The sequence below is a fragment of the Saccharothrix texasensis genome (genome assembly GCF_003752005.1).
Classification (GTDB): domain Bacteria; phylum Actinomycetota; class Actinomycetes; order Mycobacteriales; family Pseudonocardiaceae; genus Actinosynnema; species Actinosynnema texasense.
On the sequence record NZ_RJKM01000001.1, the window covers coordinates 3,179,137 to 3,195,907 of the forward strand.

At 68.1% G+C, this 16,771-nt stretch carries 13 protein-coding genes and 2 pseudogenes; 9 read left to right on the forward strand and 6 right to left on the reverse strand.

Going from position 1 to position 16,771, the window contains the following annotated elements; all coding sequences use genetic code 11:
• The first annotated feature begins 1,055 nt into the window (after positions 1-1,055).
• Complete coding sequence (locus EDD40_RS12600) at positions 1,056-3,020, forward strand: ATP-dependent nuclease (protein WP_123743059.1); 1,965 nt, start codon at positions 1,056-1,058, stop codon at positions 3,018-3,020.
• A 322-nt stretch (positions 3,021-3,342) separates the two neighbouring features.
• Here the strand turns inward: EDD40_RS12600 and EDD40_RS12605 are convergent, their stop codons facing one another.
• Positions 3,343-4,212: a helix-turn-helix domain-containing GNAT family N-acetyltransferase gene (locus EDD40_RS12605; protein WP_123743060.1), complete on the reverse strand. Its 870-nt coding sequence runs from the start codon at positions 4,210-4,212 to the stop codon at positions 3,343-3,345.
• A 100-nt stretch (positions 4,213-4,312) separates the two neighbouring features.
• Here EDD40_RS12605 and EDD40_RS12610 point away from each other — a divergent pair.
• A pseudogene (locus EDD40_RS12610) lies at positions 4,313-5,188 on the forward strand (FAD-dependent oxidoreductase); the annotation flags it as partial.
• Positions 5,189-5,203: 15 nt separating this feature from the next.
• Here the strand turns inward: EDD40_RS12610 and EDD40_RS12615 are convergent.
• The gene (locus EDD40_RS12615) at positions 5,204-6,118 is read right to left on the reverse strand and encodes an IS982 family transposase (protein ID WP_123743061.1); all 915 of its coding nucleotides are present in this window, start codon (positions 6,116-6,118) and stop codon (positions 5,204-5,206) included.
• Between the two features lie 61 nt (positions 6,119-6,179).
• Between EDD40_RS12615 and EDD40_RS12620 the strand changes: the two are divergent.
• The 6 genes and pseudogenes from EDD40_RS12620 to EDD40_RS12645 form a co-directional block, all read left to right on the forward strand.
• Positions 6,180-6,698: pseudogene (locus EDD40_RS12620) on the forward strand (hypothetical protein); the annotation flags it as partial.
• Positions 6,686-6,877: a hypothetical protein gene (locus tag EDD40_RS44795; protein WP_425471178.1), complete on the forward strand. Its 192-nt coding sequence runs from the start codon at positions 6,686-6,688 to the stop codon at positions 6,875-6,877. The pseudogene EDD40_RS12620 and the gene EDD40_RS44795, both read left to right, overlap by 13 nt.
• 44 nt (positions 6,878-6,921) lie before the next feature.
• Positions 6,922-7,305, forward strand: a complete 384-nt coding sequence (locus EDD40_RS12630) for an ArsR/SmtB family transcription factor (RefSeq protein WP_123743062.1) — start codon at positions 6,922-6,924, stop codon at positions 7,303-7,305.
• 54 nt (positions 7,306-7,359) lie between these two features.
• The gene (locus EDD40_RS12635; protein ID WP_246037623.1) at positions 7,360-9,339 is read left to right on the forward strand and encodes a heavy metal translocating P-type ATPase; all 1,980 of its coding nucleotides are present in this window, start codon (positions 7,360-7,362) and stop codon (positions 9,337-9,339) included.
• Positions 9,329-10,405, forward strand: a complete 1,077-nt coding sequence (locus EDD40_RS12640; protein WP_123743064.1) for a flavin-containing monooxygenase — start codon at positions 9,329-9,331, stop codon at positions 10,403-10,405. Before EDD40_RS12635 ends, EDD40_RS12640 begins: the two co-directional genes overlap by 11 nt.
• A gap of 286 nt (positions 10,406-10,691) precedes the next feature.
• Complete coding sequence (locus tag EDD40_RS12645; RefSeq protein ID WP_170185050.1) at positions 10,692-11,381, forward strand: DUF3152 domain-containing protein; 690 nt, start codon at positions 10,692-10,694, stop codon at positions 11,379-11,381.
• A gap of 22 nt (positions 11,382-11,403) precedes the next feature.
• Here EDD40_RS12645 and EDD40_RS12650 read toward each other — a convergent pair whose 3' ends face one another.
• The 4 genes from EDD40_RS12650 to EDD40_RS12665 form a co-directional block, all read right to left on the reverse strand.
• Positions 11,404-13,125 carry a DUF2326 domain-containing protein gene (locus EDD40_RS12650; protein ID WP_123743066.1) on the reverse strand — a complete coding sequence of 574 codons (1,722 nt, stop codon included), beginning with the start codon at positions 13,123-13,125 and terminating at the stop codon, positions 11,404-11,406.
• Entirely contained in the window at positions 13,122-13,370 is a 249-nt protein-coding gene (locus EDD40_RS12655; RefSeq protein WP_123743067.1) for an ABC-three component system middle component 6, read from the reverse strand. The genes EDD40_RS12650 and EDD40_RS12655 overlap by 4 nt, the downstream gene beginning before the upstream one ends.
• The gene (locus EDD40_RS12660; protein WP_123743068.1) at positions 13,367-14,293 is read right to left on the reverse strand and encodes an ABC-three component system protein; all 927 of its coding nucleotides are present in this window, start codon (positions 14,291-14,293) and stop codon (positions 13,367-13,369) included. The genes EDD40_RS12655 and EDD40_RS12660 overlap by 4 nt, the downstream gene beginning before the upstream one ends.
• 165 nt (positions 14,294-14,458) lie before the next feature.
• Positions 14,459-15,967 (reverse strand): ATP-binding protein, encoded by a 1,509-nt coding sequence (locus tag EDD40_RS12665; protein ID WP_170185051.1) that lies wholly within the window; start codon positions 15,965-15,967, stop codon positions 14,459-14,461.
• Positions 15,968-16,374: 407 nt separating this feature from the next.
• Between EDD40_RS12665 and EDD40_RS12670 the strand changes: the two genes are divergently transcribed.
• Entirely contained in the window at positions 16,375-16,764 is a 390-nt protein-coding gene (locus EDD40_RS12670) for a DUF6153 family protein (protein ID WP_123743070.1), read from the forward strand.
• Positions 16,765-16,771 lie beyond the last annotated feature (7 nt).

Consider the following 16,771-nt stretch of genomic DNA (forward strand, 5'->3'; position numbering starts at 1 on the left):
CAACCAGTACAGACCACTGTGGACGATCGCTTCAAGATCGAACCGAGCGCACGAAAAAGCCCGCTGACCTGGGCTTTCATCCAGATCGAGCGGGCTTCTTCAGACCGTCGGGACGACAGGATTTGAACCTGCGACCCCTTGACCCCCAGGGTCGTCCGGATCATGACCTGACCTGCGGGAATGGCGACAGCGCCCCTCGCGATAGGTCAGTTGAGCACAGCTCGACGCAGACAGAACCCGTTGCAGCACAACGAACTCTCCTCCACCCGCTCCTCCTCGTCCACTCCCTTGACACGAATCAAGTGATCGCGATAGCGCGCGACGAAGCGGTGTGCGTTCGAGTCCCCGGTGCGGCTCCTACAGCATTCACATCGACCCGAACCGCCGGTGACCTGGCATTTCTCATCCGCCTACCACTCGAGCGGACGCCCCACCACCCTGCGACGGAATCACGAGCCAACGACGATGGCCATGCGTCCGACTAATGCCCGCTCCTGGCGACGACTCCGGTCCTGGACACGCTGAACCTCGGGCAGCTTCGGGCTGCGTCCGGGGCCTTGCACGCCCAGATACCACTCCACAGGCTGGTGGCCATTTATTAGGCGTGCTACCAGGGCCGTCGGTGTCGCCGAACAGCACCACGAACACCGAGGCCGGGAAACGCCCGTCCACGGACGGAACTCCACCACCGTCCGCTCGACATCCTCGGCACTGAGCAAGGTGACCTCGGCTCCGCGCAGCACGTACAGGACGCGGTCCTGCTCTTCCGGGCCGTCGGACCGCGGGCCGGTGATGGCATCGGCCCGCGCCAGTTCAGCTCCGGTTGATCTCCGCGTCGCCGGGGCGACGGCCGCCCGCAGGTGCGCAACACTATCTCCACCTTCAGAACATGAGCAGTGTGGCCCGCCACGGACCTGGACCTACCTGTCTGTAGTCGGGTCGACCGATCACGCCATGCTCGTCCCACGCGTACGAAGGCATCGGATGCAGGCCCTATTCACTCGATCGGGTGAAGCGTTGCCAATCGTCGTAGCGAAGATCGTCCAGGCGTCGATGTGATCGACAACGTGTCGGGCCATGATCACCGGTTCGGCGGCCGGTTGCGACGAGAGTTGGGAACCACCTGCGTGAGGATCGCCAGAGTTCGGATCAAGAACTTCCGCTGCCTGGAGGATGTCGAGGTGCGCTTCGACGACGTGACGTCGTTGATCGGCCCGAACGGAGTAGGCAAGTCGACGGTCCTGCGCGCGTTGGACTGGTTCTTCAACGGCTCCAAGGCCGCGGACCTGGAGACGGAGGACCTGACCCACGGCGCACAGGGAGACCTGTCGGTCGAGGTCGAGTTCGACCACCTCACCGCTGACGACCGCGCCGAGTTGGGCAAGTACGTCACTGTCGACTCGGACAAGTGCGTGATCTGGAAGTTCCGACACGCCGACGGCTCGGAACTGATGAGCGGCAACGCCCGGTCGTTCCCCGCCTTCGAGCCGGTTCGCAGCGCCGACACCGCCACGCAGATGAAGGAGCGCTACCTGGAGGTGCGAGAGGCGCACCCCGAGCTAACCCTGCCGGTGTGGAAGTCGAGCAAGGTCTGCGAGCAGGTGCTCAAGACGTGGGAGCTGGAGAACCCGCACCGGCTGGAGGACTCGCACGTCGCGGTGACCAACCTGTTCGGCTTCGCCGGCCAAGCCGTCATGTCCGGGCGGTTCGACTACGTCTTCGTCAGCGCCGACATGCGCGCCTCCGAGGAGTCCCGGGACGGCCGCGGCGCCCTGATCGGCAGGATCCTTGAACGCAGCGTCAACCGCAAGGCAGCCGACGAAGACATCAAGGCACTGGCGGCGTCCGTGGAGGCCAGGCAAGAGGAGATCTTCGAGCGCAACTTCACGGACCAGCTACGCGACCTGTCCCAAGCCCTCTCTGACGCCGTGGGGCGGTACACAGCGGGTAGAACCGTTGTCGTACAAGCCCACAAGCAGGAGATCAAGCCGCCCCGCACGCAATTCGGCGTGTCCATCCTGGACTCGAAGATCGACACCCCGGTCGAGAAGCAGGGCCACGGCTTCCAGCGGACCCTCCTGGTCTCGGCGCTGCAACTGCTCGCCGAGCGCGGCTCCGCCGGTCAGGGCAACGGTGCGATCTGTCTCGCCATCGAGGAACCCGAACTGTTCCAACATCCCGTGCAGGCGCGCTCGTTCGCTTCGGTGCTGCGCAAGCTGGCCGAGGATGATCAGCAGAACTTCCAGATCGCCTACGCCACCCACAGCCCTCACTTCATCGATGCGGGCAAGTTCGACCAGGTCCGCCGCATCACCCGGGAGGCGCAGGCGCCGGAAGGGCGGGCGCCCGCCGTGTCCATCAACTCCACCACGATCGCCGAGGTGGAGAAGCGCTTGGTCGGCTACGCGACCTCCGTCGCGTCGCAGTTGGACGCGGTGGCCGCCACCACGCTGTCCGAGGCGTTGTTCTCCAACGGTGCGCTGATCGTCGAAGGCACCAGTGACAAAGCCGTGTTGGAAGGGCTTGCCGAGAAGTCCGACGTGACCTCCCTGCTCCACCCCGGCATCACCATCGTCGCCGCGGACGGCAAGTCGAACATCCCGCTGGTCCACGCCATCCTCTCGGAATTGGACATCCCCTGCTACGTCATGTTCGACGGGGACAAAGGGGCCGGCGACAGAAAGCGACGCGACGGGAAGCCCGAGGCGGACGTTGTCGCGCACATCCGGAGAAACGCTGACGACAACCGCAAACTGCTGGCGTACCTCCAGGTCGACGTCGAGGACTTCCCCGAGACCGCCGCACACGCCCACCACGCCGTGCTGGAGGACACACTCGAACCGGTCCTCACCAAGTGGAGCGGGTGGAGCGCGACCCACTCCACGGTGGTCGCTTCCACCGGAGCCAAAGGCAAGAAGAACGCCTTGGCGCACCTACTCACCGCTCGCCACGTCGATTCACCCGCGCCACAGGTCCTTCAGGACGTGCTGCGCCGCGTCCATAAGCTCGTCAGCCGATGAACAAGCCGCCATCAAGAACACGAAATGTCCACCCCGAGTCGCGTCAGTCCGGATGGCGGCATAGTACGAAGAGTGAAGGCCGGCATATCAGCCACAGCCGCAACCCTCCGGGTACCTTGGCCGCAGTCGCCGCCTCGCTATAGGCGTCAAGGAGAACGATGATGCGAATCATAGGTTCCCCTACAAGTGGACCCAGACCACCTCCTGGCGGCTACATTTGATGCGCCAGCACACTACTGTGCTTGACCCGTTTTGACGGATAGGGTGACCCCGAACCCGTCAAAACGGGTCAGACCATTCGCTGTGTGCGTCTGTTTCACGTTCAGCAGGCGGTGCAGTCCGGTGTGGTGAGAACGGATGCCGAGTCGACGCGGCGTTCGAGCATGACCGTGTCGCGCCAGGCGCCGTGGTGTTGGGCGATGCGTTCGCGGACGCCGACGGTGCGGTAGCCGGCGGAGTGGTGCAGGGCGATGCTGGCGCGGTTCTCGGGGAAGATCGCGGTCTGCAACGTCCACAGGCCGTCCGCGTCGGCGGCGGTGACCTGCTTGTGCACGAGCGACTTGCCCACGCCTCGGCCGCGGAAGCCGTCGCCGACGTAGACCGAGGTCTCGGCCACTCCGGAGTAGCACTCGCGGGCCGAGACCGAGGTGGCGGCGGCCCAGCCGGCGACCCGGCCGTTGACCACGGCGACCCAGCGGTGGCCGGGCAGCCACTTCGACTCCAGCGTGCGGCGGCTGGGCGTCTCGGTCTCGAAGGTGGCGTTGCCGGTGGCGATGCCCTCGCCGTAGATGCGGCGCACGTCCGGCCAGTCGTCGTCGGCCAAGGGGCGGACGGCGACGTCGGTGGGCAGGTCGGTCGGGCAGCACGGTCGCGTGACGATGGTGCCCATGACGGCGTCGGCGGCGTGCGGCAGGCCGGTGCAGCACGCCGGGTTGACCGACACCAGGGTGGCGGTGCCCTCCTTGCGCAGCCGCACGAACCCCACGTCGGCGAGCTTGCGCAGGTGGTGCGAGCAGGTCGACTGGCTGACGCCGATAGCCTCGGTCAGCGCGCCCACGGTGATCTCGCCGGGCTGGGTGGCGACGGTGTGCAGCAGGCGCACCCGGGTCGGGTCGGCCAGGCAGGCGAACCACTCGGCGTAGGTCGAGGCGTCCTCGGGCGCGAGGCCCACTGCGGGCAGCGTCGTCGTCATGGAATCAGTCTATCGATTCGGATCGATGGTTGTATCCATCGAACGGACTCGATACATTGCTCCTCGCTAGATCGAAGCCAGACGATGAACGAGGTGGCCCGTGAGCGAGCTTCCGGTGGTCGTGGTCGGGGCGGGTCCGGTCGGGTTGGCCGCAGCGGCACAGCTGCTGGAACGGGGCTTGCGGCCGTTGGTGCTGGAGGCGGGCCCGCAGGCCGGCGCGGCGGTGGCGCAATGGCACCACGTGCGCCTGTTCTCGCAGTGGTCGGAGCTGGTCGACCCAGCCGTGCGCCGGCTGCTGGAGCCCACCGGCTGGACCGCGCCCAACCCGCAGGGCTACCCCACCGGCGCCGAGTGGGCGACCGAGTACCTGGTGCCGTTGGCACAGGCGTTGGGCGAGCACGTCCGGGTGAACGCCCGCGTGGTCGGTGTGGCCCGCCGCGGCCGGGACCGCGTGGTGGACGCGGGTCGCGACAGCGAGCCGTTGACCGTGCACGTCCAGACCGCCACCGGCGAGGAGCGGATCACCGCCAAGGCCGTGGTCGACGCGTCAGGCACCTGGGGTTCGCCCAACCCGCTGGGTGGCGATGCGCTGCCGGCGATCGGTGAGCGCGCGGCGGCCGACCGGATCACCTATCACGTGCCCGACCTCACCGATGACGTCCAGCGGTATGCGGGCAAGCGGATCGCCGTGGCGGGCAGCGGGCACTCCGCGCTCACCGCCCTGGTCGCGCTGACGGACCTGGCGGACAAGCACCCCGGCACGCATGTGACGTGGCTGCTGCGCCGTGGGGCAGTCGGCAACGTCTTCGGCGGCGGCGAGTCCGACCAGCTGCCCGCGCGTGGTGCGCTGGGGCTGAAGGCGAAGGCTGCGGCGAAGGTCGGGCACGTCGAGGTCGTCACGGGCTTCCGCACGTCCGAGGTCGAACGTGACGGCGACCAGCTCGTCCTCGTCTCCCAGGACGGGCACCGACTAGATGATTGATTCCAAGGGTTAGTGGTCGTAGGCGGTCAGGGAGCGCTTGATCGGCTGGTCGGTGTGGTCGTTGTGCCAGATGGCGGCGGTCAGGGCCAGGATGCGTTGCAGGACGCGGACGATCACTCCGGCGGGTGTGCGCCCGCCGTGGCGTTCGAGGTCGAGTTGGGCCTTGAAGGTCTGGTTGATCGACTCGATGGTCTGGCGCAGTGGCTTGAACAGCGCCGCGCCGGGCCGCTCGGCCTCGCCCTTGCGCGCCGGGCGCAGCAGTTCGACGTCGGTGTCGGCCAGGCGCTGTTCGAAGTCCCGGCCGTAGTACTGCCGGTCGGCGATCAGGATCTGGCCGGGCCGCTCGGCGGTCAGGGCGGGGTCGGCGTCGAGGATGTCGAGCAGGGTGGTGCGTTCGTCGGCCTTGGCGCCGGTCAACGCGAAGGCGACCGGCAGCCCGCCCAGGGTGCAGACCAGGTGCAGGCGCAGTCCCCAGAAGAAGCGCGAGTGCGAGGCGCAATAGCCGTATTGCGCCCATCCGGCCAGGTCCGAGCGTCGGGTGGTCTCGCGGGAGCGGCCGCATTCCACCGGGGTGGAGTCGACCACCCACACGTCGTCGGTCCACAGCGTGGTGTCGACCGCCAGGAGACGGATCACGGCTTTGACCAGGCAGGCGGCGTTGCGCAACCGCTTGTTGTAGCCGGGTTGGCGGGGCAGGTAGCGGAACAGGTGTCCCAGGTGGGCGTGGGCGTGACGTAACCAGCGGGCCTCCGAGGTGAACCCGAGCAGGGCCTGCATCACCGCCAGGGTGACCAGCTCCGCGTCGGTCAGTACGGGCCGTAAGCCGACCTTCGGCCGCCACGGCGCCAGGTGCGGTGCGGCCTTCAGCAGGTCGTCGGTTCTGACATAGAGTGCGGTCGCGAGGGTGTCAATGTCGGTCGTCACAACCCGTACATCGACACCCTCGCCCCATGTCTCCAGGTGCCTACCCCTTGGAATCAACCATCTAGACGCGGTGGATGAGGTCGTCGTGCTGACCGGCTTCCGACCCGACCACTCCTGGCTGTCCGAGGTCCGGCTTGAACTGGACCCCGTACTGCAGGCGCCCACCAAGCTCGCGCCGCTGATCGACCCGAACGTGCACTCCTGCGGCACCGTCTACCCACACGGCGCGAACGAGCTGCGCCAGCCCGAGCCCAACGTCTACCTGGTCGGCATGAAGAGCTACGGGCGGGCGCCGACGTTCCTGGCGATGACCGGCTACGAGCAGGTCCGCAGCATCGCCGCCGAGATCGCCGGTGACCACGAGTCGGCGGCCAAGGTGGAGCTGACGCTGCCCGAGACCGGCGTGTGCGGCGGCTCCGGTGTGTTCGACGTCGAGCCGGAGTCCTCAGGTGGGTGCTGCGGCGGGCTGCAGGTGGCGGACCTGGCGCTGACGGCTCCGAGCGCGCGTCTGAAGTCCAGCAGCCCGGCGCGATCGAGGGGCGTGCCGGGCTGCGCCGCGTCCTGGTGGTGTTGTGCCTGAGCCAGATCACCAGCTGGGGCGTCCTCTACTACGCGTTCCCGGTGCTCGCCACGTCGATCAGCACGAGCACCGGCTGGTCGCTGCCCGCGATCACCGCCGGGTTCGGACGACCCCGAAAACTCGCCCACTCGAGCGGTCCGACCGGTGGACCCGATTGCGACGGCTCGGCACGGCTCTGAGCACACCGTCGCGTTGACACATCAATGAGCATTAGTATGTCGATGTGACAACGGAACGTGATGCCTGTGACCTGCTGTGCCTCGACCTGCCGCACGCGGAGGAGATCCGGACCGGGCTGCCGGAGTTGCCCGCCGTGGAGCAGGCGGCGGCAGCAGCGCGGGCGTTGAGCGATCCGACTCGGTTGACGATCGCCGCCGCCCTGTTCGCCGGAGGCGAGTTGTGCGTGTGCGACGCGTCCTGGGTGGTCGGGACGGCGCAGAACCTCACGTCGCACCACCTGCGGCAACTCAAGATCGCCGGACTGGTAACGGCTCGTCGTGACGGGCGGTTGGTGATGTACGCGCTCACCGCGCGAGGTCGAGCTCTCGTCGTCGCCGTCCTCGGGGACCGGGTCGCTTCCACCGTACCCAGCGCTGTGGAGGGGTGAGCTGTGGCTGACGCATGCTGTGGACCGCAGGACACACCGAAGTCGAGCACCGCCGTGGATGCGCCGGAAGCGGAGACGCACGAGAACCACGAGCCTGAGCGTTGGTGGCAGATCCGCGAACTGCAGTTGGCGGCCGTGGCCGCCGTGCTGCTGGCCGTCGGCTGGTGGTTGTCGTCGACGGGTGCGGAGCGAGTGGGCGACGGGTTGGTGCTGGCCTCCGCCGTCGTGGGCGCCGCTTCGTTCGTGCCGGGCACGTTGCGCAACCTGCTGCGTCGCCGTCGGGTCGGGGTCGGCACGCTGATGACGATCGCGGCGATCGGCGCGGTCGCGTTGGGGCAGGTCACCGAGGCCGCGATGCTCGGAGTGCTGTTCTCCATCGCGGAGGGCCTGGAGCACTACGCGATCGCCCGCACCCGCCGCGGCCTGCGGGCCCTGCTCGGCCTGGTGCCGCCGACCGCGTCGGTCCTGCGGGACGGCGTCGAGGTGCAGCTCGCGCCGGACGACATCGTGGTCGGCGACCGGATGGTGCTACGACCCGGTGAACGCGCGGCGACCGACGGCGTGATCTGGGCCGGTCGCACCAACCTGGACCTGTCTGCGATCACCGGGGAGTCGATGCCGGTCGAGGCAGGCGCCGGTGACGTGGTGCACGCGGGTGCGATCAACGGCGGCGGCGCGATCGAGGTCGAGGTCACCGCCCGGGCGTCCGACTCGTCGCTGGCGCGCATCGTGCACATCGTCGAGGAAGCCCAGGACCGCAAGGGCGGCGGGCAACGGTTGGCCGACCGCATCGCCCGTCCCCTGGTGCCCGCGATCATGGTCCTGGCCGCGCTCATCGCCGGGATCGGTGCGGTGGTCGGTGATCCGCTGGTGTGGCTGGAACGCGCGCTGGTGGTGCTGGTCGCCGCGTCGCCGTGTGCGCTGGCGATCTCCATCCCGCTGACCGTGGTCGCCGCGGTGGGTGCGGCGAGCAAGCAGGGCGCATTGGTGAAGGGCGGCGCGGCGCTGGAGGAGCTCGGCCGCATCGGCACCGTGGCCCTCGACAAGACCGGCACGCTGACCCGCAACGCCCCGCAGGTGGTGGAGGTCCTCCCCACCGGTGACGCGACGTCGACCGGAGTTCTGGCGACGGCCGCGGCGCTGGAGGCGCGCAGCGAGCACCCGTTGGCCCGCGCGATCCTGGCCGCCGCGGACAGCGGGCAACCGGCCATCGACGTCACCGCCGTGCCCGGACACGGGCTCACCGGCCGCGTCGACGGATCCTCCGTGCGGCTGGGCAAGCCCGGGTGGATCGATCCCGGCCCGCTGGCCCACGATGTCGAACGGCTGCAGCAAGCGGGAGCCACCGTCGTGTTGATCGAGCAGGACGACGTCGTCCTCGGTGCCATCGCGGTGCGCGACGAGCTGCGTCCTGAGGCTCCCGAGGTCATCGGTCGACTGAGTGGCCTGGGCATCAGCACCGCGATGGTCACCGGCGACAACACTCGCACCGCCACCGCGCTGGCCACCCAAGCGGGGATCGGCACCGTGCACGCCGAACTCCTGCCCGAGGACAAAGCCGCTCTGCTCAGTGAGCTCCGCAACGGCCGCCGCATCGCCATGGTGGGTGACGGCGTCAACGACGCGCCGGCCCTGGCCACCGCCGACGTGGGCATCGCGATGGGCGCCATGGGCACCGACGTGGCCATCGAGACCGCCGACGTCGCGTTGATGGGCGAGGATCTGCGCCACCTGCCGCAAGTCCTCGCGCACGCCCGCCACGCCCGGCGGGTGATGTTGCAGAACGTGGGCCTCTCCCTGGCGATCATCGGCGTGCTCATCCCGCTGGCCGCGTTCGGCGTGCTCGGCCTGGCCACCGTGGTCTTCGTGCACGAAGCGGCCGAAGTCCTGATCATCCTCAACGCCATCCGCGCGGCCAGGACCACATCACTGCCCGAGGTCACCACCGCCCTGCCGTCCACCCCACAACCGCTCAGCCTCACGGTCGCGGGCCCGTCGAAGCAGAACGGTTCCGGCTGCTGCGATGCCTGCTGAGACCAGCCACGACACCCTGGTCATCGGCGGCGGCCAGGCCGGGCTCGCCATGGGCCAAGCGCTGGCCGCCGCCGGACAGGACTTCCTCATCCTCGACGCCGCCGCGGAGATCGGCTCGTCGTGGCGCCGCCGCTGGGACTCCCTGCGGCTGTTCACCCCAGCCCGGCACAGCGGGCTGCCGGGCCTACCATTTCCCGGTCCCGCCGACCACATGCCCGGCAAGGACGAGGTCGCCGACTACCTCGCCGCCTACGCGCGGCGCTTCAGCCTGCCTGTTCGACTGGGCGCCGCCGTTCGCCGGTTGTCGAGGACCGAAGACGGACGGTTCCAGGTCCTCACCGACCACGCGACCCACACCGCACGGGCAGTCGTGGTGGCCACCGGCCCCTTCCAGCGCCCCGCTGTCCCTCCTTTCGGACAGCGGTTGAACTCGGGAATCACCCAGATTCACACGGCCGACTACCGCAACCCCGGCCGACTGCCGAGCGGTCCGGTGCTCGTCGTGGGCGCCGGGAACTCCGGCGTGCAGATCGCCGAAGAACTCGCCCGCACCCACCGGGTGACCCTGGCGGTCGGTGCCCGGCAACCGGCCCTTCCACAACGCCTGCTCGGCCGCGACCTGTTCACGTGGCTGGAGTCGCTCGGCGTCATGCGGGTTCCCGCCGACACCCGTCTCGGCCGCCGCCTGCGCGAACGCGACCCGCTGATCGGCGCCAGCCTCCGGCGACTGCGTCGCCAAGGGGTACTCGTGCGCAACCGCGTCACCTCGGTGCGCGAAGACCGGATCCACACCGCCGATGGCCACGACATCGCCCCGACGACCGTGGTGTGGGCAACTGGGTACCGGGCGGACTACAGCTGGCTGGACATCCCGGGTGCGGTGGGCACCGACGGTTGGCCTCAGCAGACCGCGGGCGTCAGCCCGACCCCCGGCCTCTACTTCCTGGGCCTCCCCTTCCAACGCAACCGCGGTTCGGCGCTGCTCGGTTGGGTCGGCCGTGACGCGGCCACCCTGCTCGGTGAACTCATCACCACCACCCGCACGCCCTACTATGAATCATCGTAGATCGGTATGCGATCCTGAGCCACGATGAAGCCGCAGCTCCGCGAACGCGCCAAACGGGACCTGAAACGGCGCGCTGACGAACCCCTCGTCGCCCGTCCGCGACCAGCCGCCGATCGGAAGGCCATCAAGCCGCGCAAGCGTTCGCCCCGGAACAGCGTCGCGACGGTGGCGAGCGTGTTGCTGCTCGCCGGGCTGACCGTCTTCGTCGTGCGCGAGACCGTTGACCCGCCCAACCCGCAGATGCAGGGCGTGACACCTTCGACGTCCGAAGGGCCTGAGGGCGGTGGTGGCGCTTCTCAGTCACGAACTCCCCCCCGCGCCGAACCCCGACCCGGCGCTGTTCCACGCGGCCACCGCATCGGCCGAACTGCCGCCCGGCGGGGAGTTCACCGCTCAGGGGAACAAGCAGTGGGCGGTGGTTCCCGGCACTGCCCCCGCTATCGGTGGAGCGAACCTGATCACCTACACGATCGAAGTCGAAGAGGGCGTGCAGGTGACTGGTGGCCTGGAGGGGTTCGCCACCGACGTCATGAGCATCCTCGCCGATCCACGGGGGTGGATCGGCGACGGACAGCACGGGTTCCAGCGCGTGGACACCGGCAAACCGGACCTGCGCATCAGGCTCACGTCGCAGCTGACGACGCGTGACGTCTGCGGCTTCTCGATCCCGCACGAGGGGTCGTGCGCCACCACCGAGGTCGTGACCATCAACGTCGCGCGCTGGGTGCGCGGAGCCGTGTCGTTCCAGGGCGTGCTGGTCGAGTACAAGCAGTACGTGATCAACCACGAGGTCGGTCACGGCCTCGGCTACAACCACAAACCGTGCCAGGAGACCGGTGCGCTGGCGCCGGTCATGATGCAGCAGTCCTGGGGCGTCTCCAACGACTACCTTGCCGCTCTCGGCACCGACCGCGTGGTCGCGGACGGCAAGGTGTGCAAGCCGAACGCGTGGCCGTACCCGACGGGGAACCGCTGAAGCGGCAGCATCGGCCGCCTGGTCAGAACTTCAGTCCGAAGAGCCCGCCGTCTTCACCGTAGTCCGTGAGGCGTTGCGGGAGGACGAAGTCGTCGATGGGACGGCCGTTGGGCAGCTCCGCCGGGGTTTCGTCGCTGTTGAGCGTGACGATGTACTGGAACTCCTCGGCGTCGGCGAGCTCAGCGCCCAGTTGCAGGGCCGTGGCGCGCTGACGTTCGTCGACCCCGTCGAAGAGGTGGCTGTCGTGCACCAGGAAGCCAGGCCCCCGCCCGCGCCGTGCCCACAACGTCACCAGGTCCATGTCGAAGCAGTAGACCTGCATGTTGGTGATGCCCTTGCTGCGGCCCCCGGGGATGGTGGCAGTGATCTCGGGGCCGTTGTCGGTGGCGTTGATGATCAGTCGTCCGTGGTGCTGATCGGCGTAGAGGCGCTGGGACAGTCGCTCGAAGGTGACGAACACCGGGCTGAGCACCTGCTGGCGCTCAGCGAGGTCCCGGGTCAGCGCGGCCGCGAGCCGTTGGCGCTCCAGCCGCAGTTCACCCTGCTGGGATTCCAGTGCGACCGCGTTCTCGTAGCGTTGCCGCAGCTGCTCGACCCGGACCTGACGCCTGGCCACATCCCGCTGGAGCTCGAACAGCGTCTCGGCGGCACCACCACTGGCGAGCAACCTGAGTCCATCCGACCGCTGCTCCGCGAGCCGGTCCCGTTCGGCGGTGTTCGTCGCCAGCTCGTTGGTGATCCGTCGGATCTCGGCGGCGAGGTACTGCCGCCGGTTGGCGATGACGGAGTCGTGGAACGCCTGCACCTCGTCGTACGCGGCCAGCGCGACCTCGGGCAGCTGGACCTCGGCCGCGGCGTACAGCTCGGCGAGCCCGGTGGGCCGTGCTCCCTCGACCTCGTCGAACGAGCTTTCCAACTGCGCCAGGTACTCGCGGTCGGAGACCATCTGGTTGTTGAGCGCGCGGATCTGCTGTCCGAGGCGCGTGACCTCGACCTCGACGGTGGTGTAGGCCGGGATGACGGTGAAGTCGGCGATGGCCGCGGCGAGTGTGTTCAGCTCGTCCTCGGCTCCGGCGAGTTCGCTGGCCAGTTCGCCGGAGTTCCCGACGAACTCACCCAGCGCGCCGCCCTGGGCGGCCTTGCGAAGGGTGTCCATCTGCCGCTCGCGTTCCCGCAGTCGTTGCCACGCGCGGGGTAGTTCGACGTCGAGCCCCAGCAGGAACGACAGGTTGACCTGGACATCCCAGGTCATCTGCTGGCTGAAGTGCTTCGTCGGGGTCTGGAACCCGCCGGCGGACTGCCGTCTCAGGAAGTAGCTGATGCACGAGCGGAACGAGGGCGCCCAGTCGCCTTCCTCGGACAGGCCGAAGACCCGCGTGGCGAGCCTGCGCTTCCACTGCTCGTTGCTGATGGTCTCCTCGTACTCGCTGTCGGTGGTGAGGGTCGCGACGGTGACCTTGCCGGGAGTCGCGCCGTCCCGTCGGACCCGGATGCGCTGACCCGCCAGGTCGAAGGTCATCTCGAACCAGTGCTCGTCCAGGGGCGGCATCCGGAACACGCTCTTGGGCTCGGCCTTGCCGCCGAGCAGGTGGTGCAGGATTTCCACCAGGCTGCTCTTGCCGCTGCCGTTGCGGGTGTCGGTCTGCTCGGACTTGTCGGTGCGATCGGCCAACACGATGTTCAAACCGGGCTTGAACCGCAGCCCTTTGAACTTGGGCAGGCTGCTGGTGACTTCGTGGATCACGACTTGCCCACCTTCACGATCAAGCCGTCCTGCAACCGGATGGTTCCCAGAGCGCGCAGCAGGTCCAAAGCGAGGACGAACCAGTCGAAGGTCACCGTCGCTTCCTGCCCGTGCAGCCGACGTCGTCGGGCGAGGGCCTCCCAGGCTCCGCTGACGGTGGTCGGGCGGTCCAGGTCGCTCAGGATCTGCCCACCGATGTAGAGCAGGGAGCGTTCCGGCCGCACGCCCTTGGTCGGGGTGATCACGCCGCCGTCCCCGACCAGTCCGCGGGCGGGTTTTCGAAGATATCGCAGGACTCGAACAGGAACGCCAGCAACGCAAGTGAGGCGGTCGCCTCCCGTGAGCCCTGGGTGTGGGCCGCGACGCGGTCGTAGAGCAGCCCGAACGCCTCGTCACCCGCCGTGCCCTGTTTCTGAAGCTTGAGCCACTCCACTCTCATCAACATGCCGACGCGGTCGCGCAACGTCGGGTCCGGATTGTGGTCGAAGTAGCCCTCGACCATGCGGGCTTGGGCGATGCCGGCGGTGATCATCCGCCGTGGGTATTCGGACAGCTCGTTGTAGTCGAGCTTGCCCGGGTCCACTACCGGCAGGTCGACGGCACCGGGTGTCCAGGAGCCGCTGTGGAGCGCGAGGCCGGCGACGGCATCGGCGATGTCGCCGCGGTCGAGAGCGCGCATCTCGTGCTCACGCGGCGGGTGTCCGAACACCCTGATGAGCTGCTCTTCCGACAGGTCGGCCGTCAGTCCCAGCAGGTGGCTGGGCGGCCACTGGTCAATGACCAAGGAGGGGTTGTCTTCCTTGATCTTGAGCAGTGCCTGCAGCGTGTCCGGCGGGAGGCCGTCGTGCTGGTTGTGCACGAAGATCCAGGACTTCATCGAGGGCCACTGGTCCTTCGCGCCGGCGAAGTCCTCCTTGATCTTGCTGACCCACTTCGCGAGGTCGATCCGCGACGGGGCGTAGACCTGGAAGACCGTGTCGGTCGACTGCTGGTACCCGTCGCACTTGCGGTCGCCATCCTTGCCGGCAGGGCGGACGCGGACGAAGTCGCTGCCGTACACGGCTTCCATCACATCGTTGAAGTGATCCTGGAAGGCGGTGGCCTTCTTCGCGTGCAGGGCCAGTTCGGCACCGTACCGGAACCACCAGTAGGCGAGTCGGTCCTTCACCCAGCACCTCCTCCGCACTCCGAGAGCGCCCGCCGACATCAACCAGGACCCGGCTCGCGAACTGGGCTGAACAGCGCGATTCTGCCAGTTGGAGCACCACCGGACGACACGACTCGCGAATCCACGTCGCCAGGAAGATCGGAGAGCGTTCACCGAGCGTTACGGTCAACGTTCGTCATCGCCGTGCCGGGCGATGAAGGCGTTCACCTCCGCCGGGTACCCGTCCCAGCCACCGTGCAGGAAGGCCACCTGCTGCGCAGAACTGTTGATCTCGCGCAGTGCGGCGGCCAGGTGCCGGTCGTCGCCCGGGTAGATCGTCGTTCGCATCCCGGAGTCCTGAAGCAGTCGCTGGACGACGGGCTCGACCCGTGCGCCGTCGAACCGGGCGAAATGCGGGTACAGACCGTTGCCGCTGTCAGCCAGGCTGACGAGTGCCGCCAGGAAGTCGAAGCGGGCGAGGCTGGTGAGGATCTTGTCGTCATCGGGGCCGGCGTCCGGACGTAGTGGGCCCACCTGACGCACCACCTCGCGGGCGAGGCTCAGCAAGATACCCACCGCATCAACCTCTCGGGGCGGGTACAGCTCAGCTCGGGCCGCCATCGTGGACGCGTGCCTGAGCCAGGTCTTGTAGACCTTGTCCATGCCCTCGGGCCGCCGCGACGCGATGTACCGGACCGCCTCCCAGTTCTCAATCCGCACGGCGAAGGCGCCGAGCGCCACCACACGCTCGACGATCGCGAGCCACAACGCCGCTGATCGCGGCGGAGGGTCGTTATAGATGGGAGGGACGTTCTCGAACCCCAGTTCGTAGATCGACACCAGGGTGTCCACGACCCGTGCTGCCCATTCGGACCGGTCCAGCTCCAGGAACGTCACGGCCAGGCCAGCGAGCCGGTTAAGGATACCGGAGAGTCCCTCCTGATCCTCAGCGGTGAAGCGCGTCCGGCTCTCCGGCACAGCACGGCCCAGCAGGCGTCGCAACGGGATGTCGTCGTCTGCGCGCAGCAACTCTATCGCGGCCTCGATCAACACCTCGGGCTCCAAAGCGAGGTTGAACTCGACCGCCGGACCCCGCGCCACGCGCTGTCCGGCCGCGCCCGTCCGCAGTTCATCGGCGAGCCGCCGGTAGCTCTGCGCGTGTTGGTTCTCCCACTCGCCGCGTTCGCGCTCGACCCGCTGGCGGATGACCTGCTCCAGTCCGCGCTGGTCGAGCCTGACGCTCTGCGTCCCGTCGCGAAAGAACACCTCGCCTTCGCGGAACACGACCTTCGACGTCTTCCCACCGCCGTCGTACTGACCGTCGGCGCGGAAGAAGGCACAGCCCGCGGGGTGCGGTGAGACCTGCAGCAGGACGACTTGACGGCCGTCCAGTTCGTGCACCTGGGAGGCGATCTTCAGTTCGTCCGGCAGCCACTTGAGCAGCTTTGGACGCAACTGCGCCTCGTCGAAGCGGGCCGCTTGCTCTGCGGTCAGCTCACCGGTCGGCTTCCCGTGACCATCCACTCCGATCACGAGGTAGCCGCCGCGCATCGACATCGCCCCGATGTCTTTAGCCAACTCCACCACATCGCGCTTGTCGCCGAGATCCAAACGAGACTTGAAGTCCAGGGTGGAGTACTCCACCTCCAACGCAAGCAGCTCCAGCAACTTCTCCCGGTTGACAACGGGTTCCACGACCACGGGCTCGCGGGGCGTTGGGTGAACCATCGGCACAGGTTAACGCCCGGCAAGCCGTACGCCTGTATGTCGTCGGTGCCAAGTTTCATACATGCATAAGTCGCAATATCTCGATGACTTCTCGAAGGGAGCACCGATGGGACACGGGCACCGCCATGGCACCTCCCCCGCCCAGGCGGACAGTGGCGGCGGCAAGCACATCAACAGGTTGTGGATAGCCGCAGTTCTGGGCTCGTCACTTTCGTCACGGAACTGGTGATGGGCGTGTCCGCCTCAGCGCTGGAGTTGGTCGCCGCCGGCAAGGTGTGCAAGTCGAACACGTGGCCGTACCCGACGGAGAACCGCCGAGCCGACCGAGCACCCTGACAACTATCCACGATAGGACATTTGTGTATCGTGGGAGCGTGCTCCGCCGCTTCCGCACCCGGACCTCGCAATGGGCACTGGTGTGGGCTGTCGCGTTCGCCGTGGTCGGCATGCACCACCTCGGCACGCAGGAGCCGGCCGTCCACGCGACGACCGCTTCGGCAGCCGCGGCGGTGGTCGACTGCTGCGACCATGCGTCCGAAGAGCACATTCCGGCACCGACCGGGCAGCACGACATGCTGCACTTGTGCCTGGCGATCCTGTGCGCGGCACTCGGCTTGACACTCGCCATGGCAGCCCTGCGGGGCCGGACCGTCACGGAGCACCTCAGTTCGCTGTCGATGCGAGCGGCACGACCGCGATCCCCTCCTCCTAGACCGGGCGGCGCACCAGCGCGACTGGCCGAACTCTGCGTCCTGCGGCTGTGACAGGCGG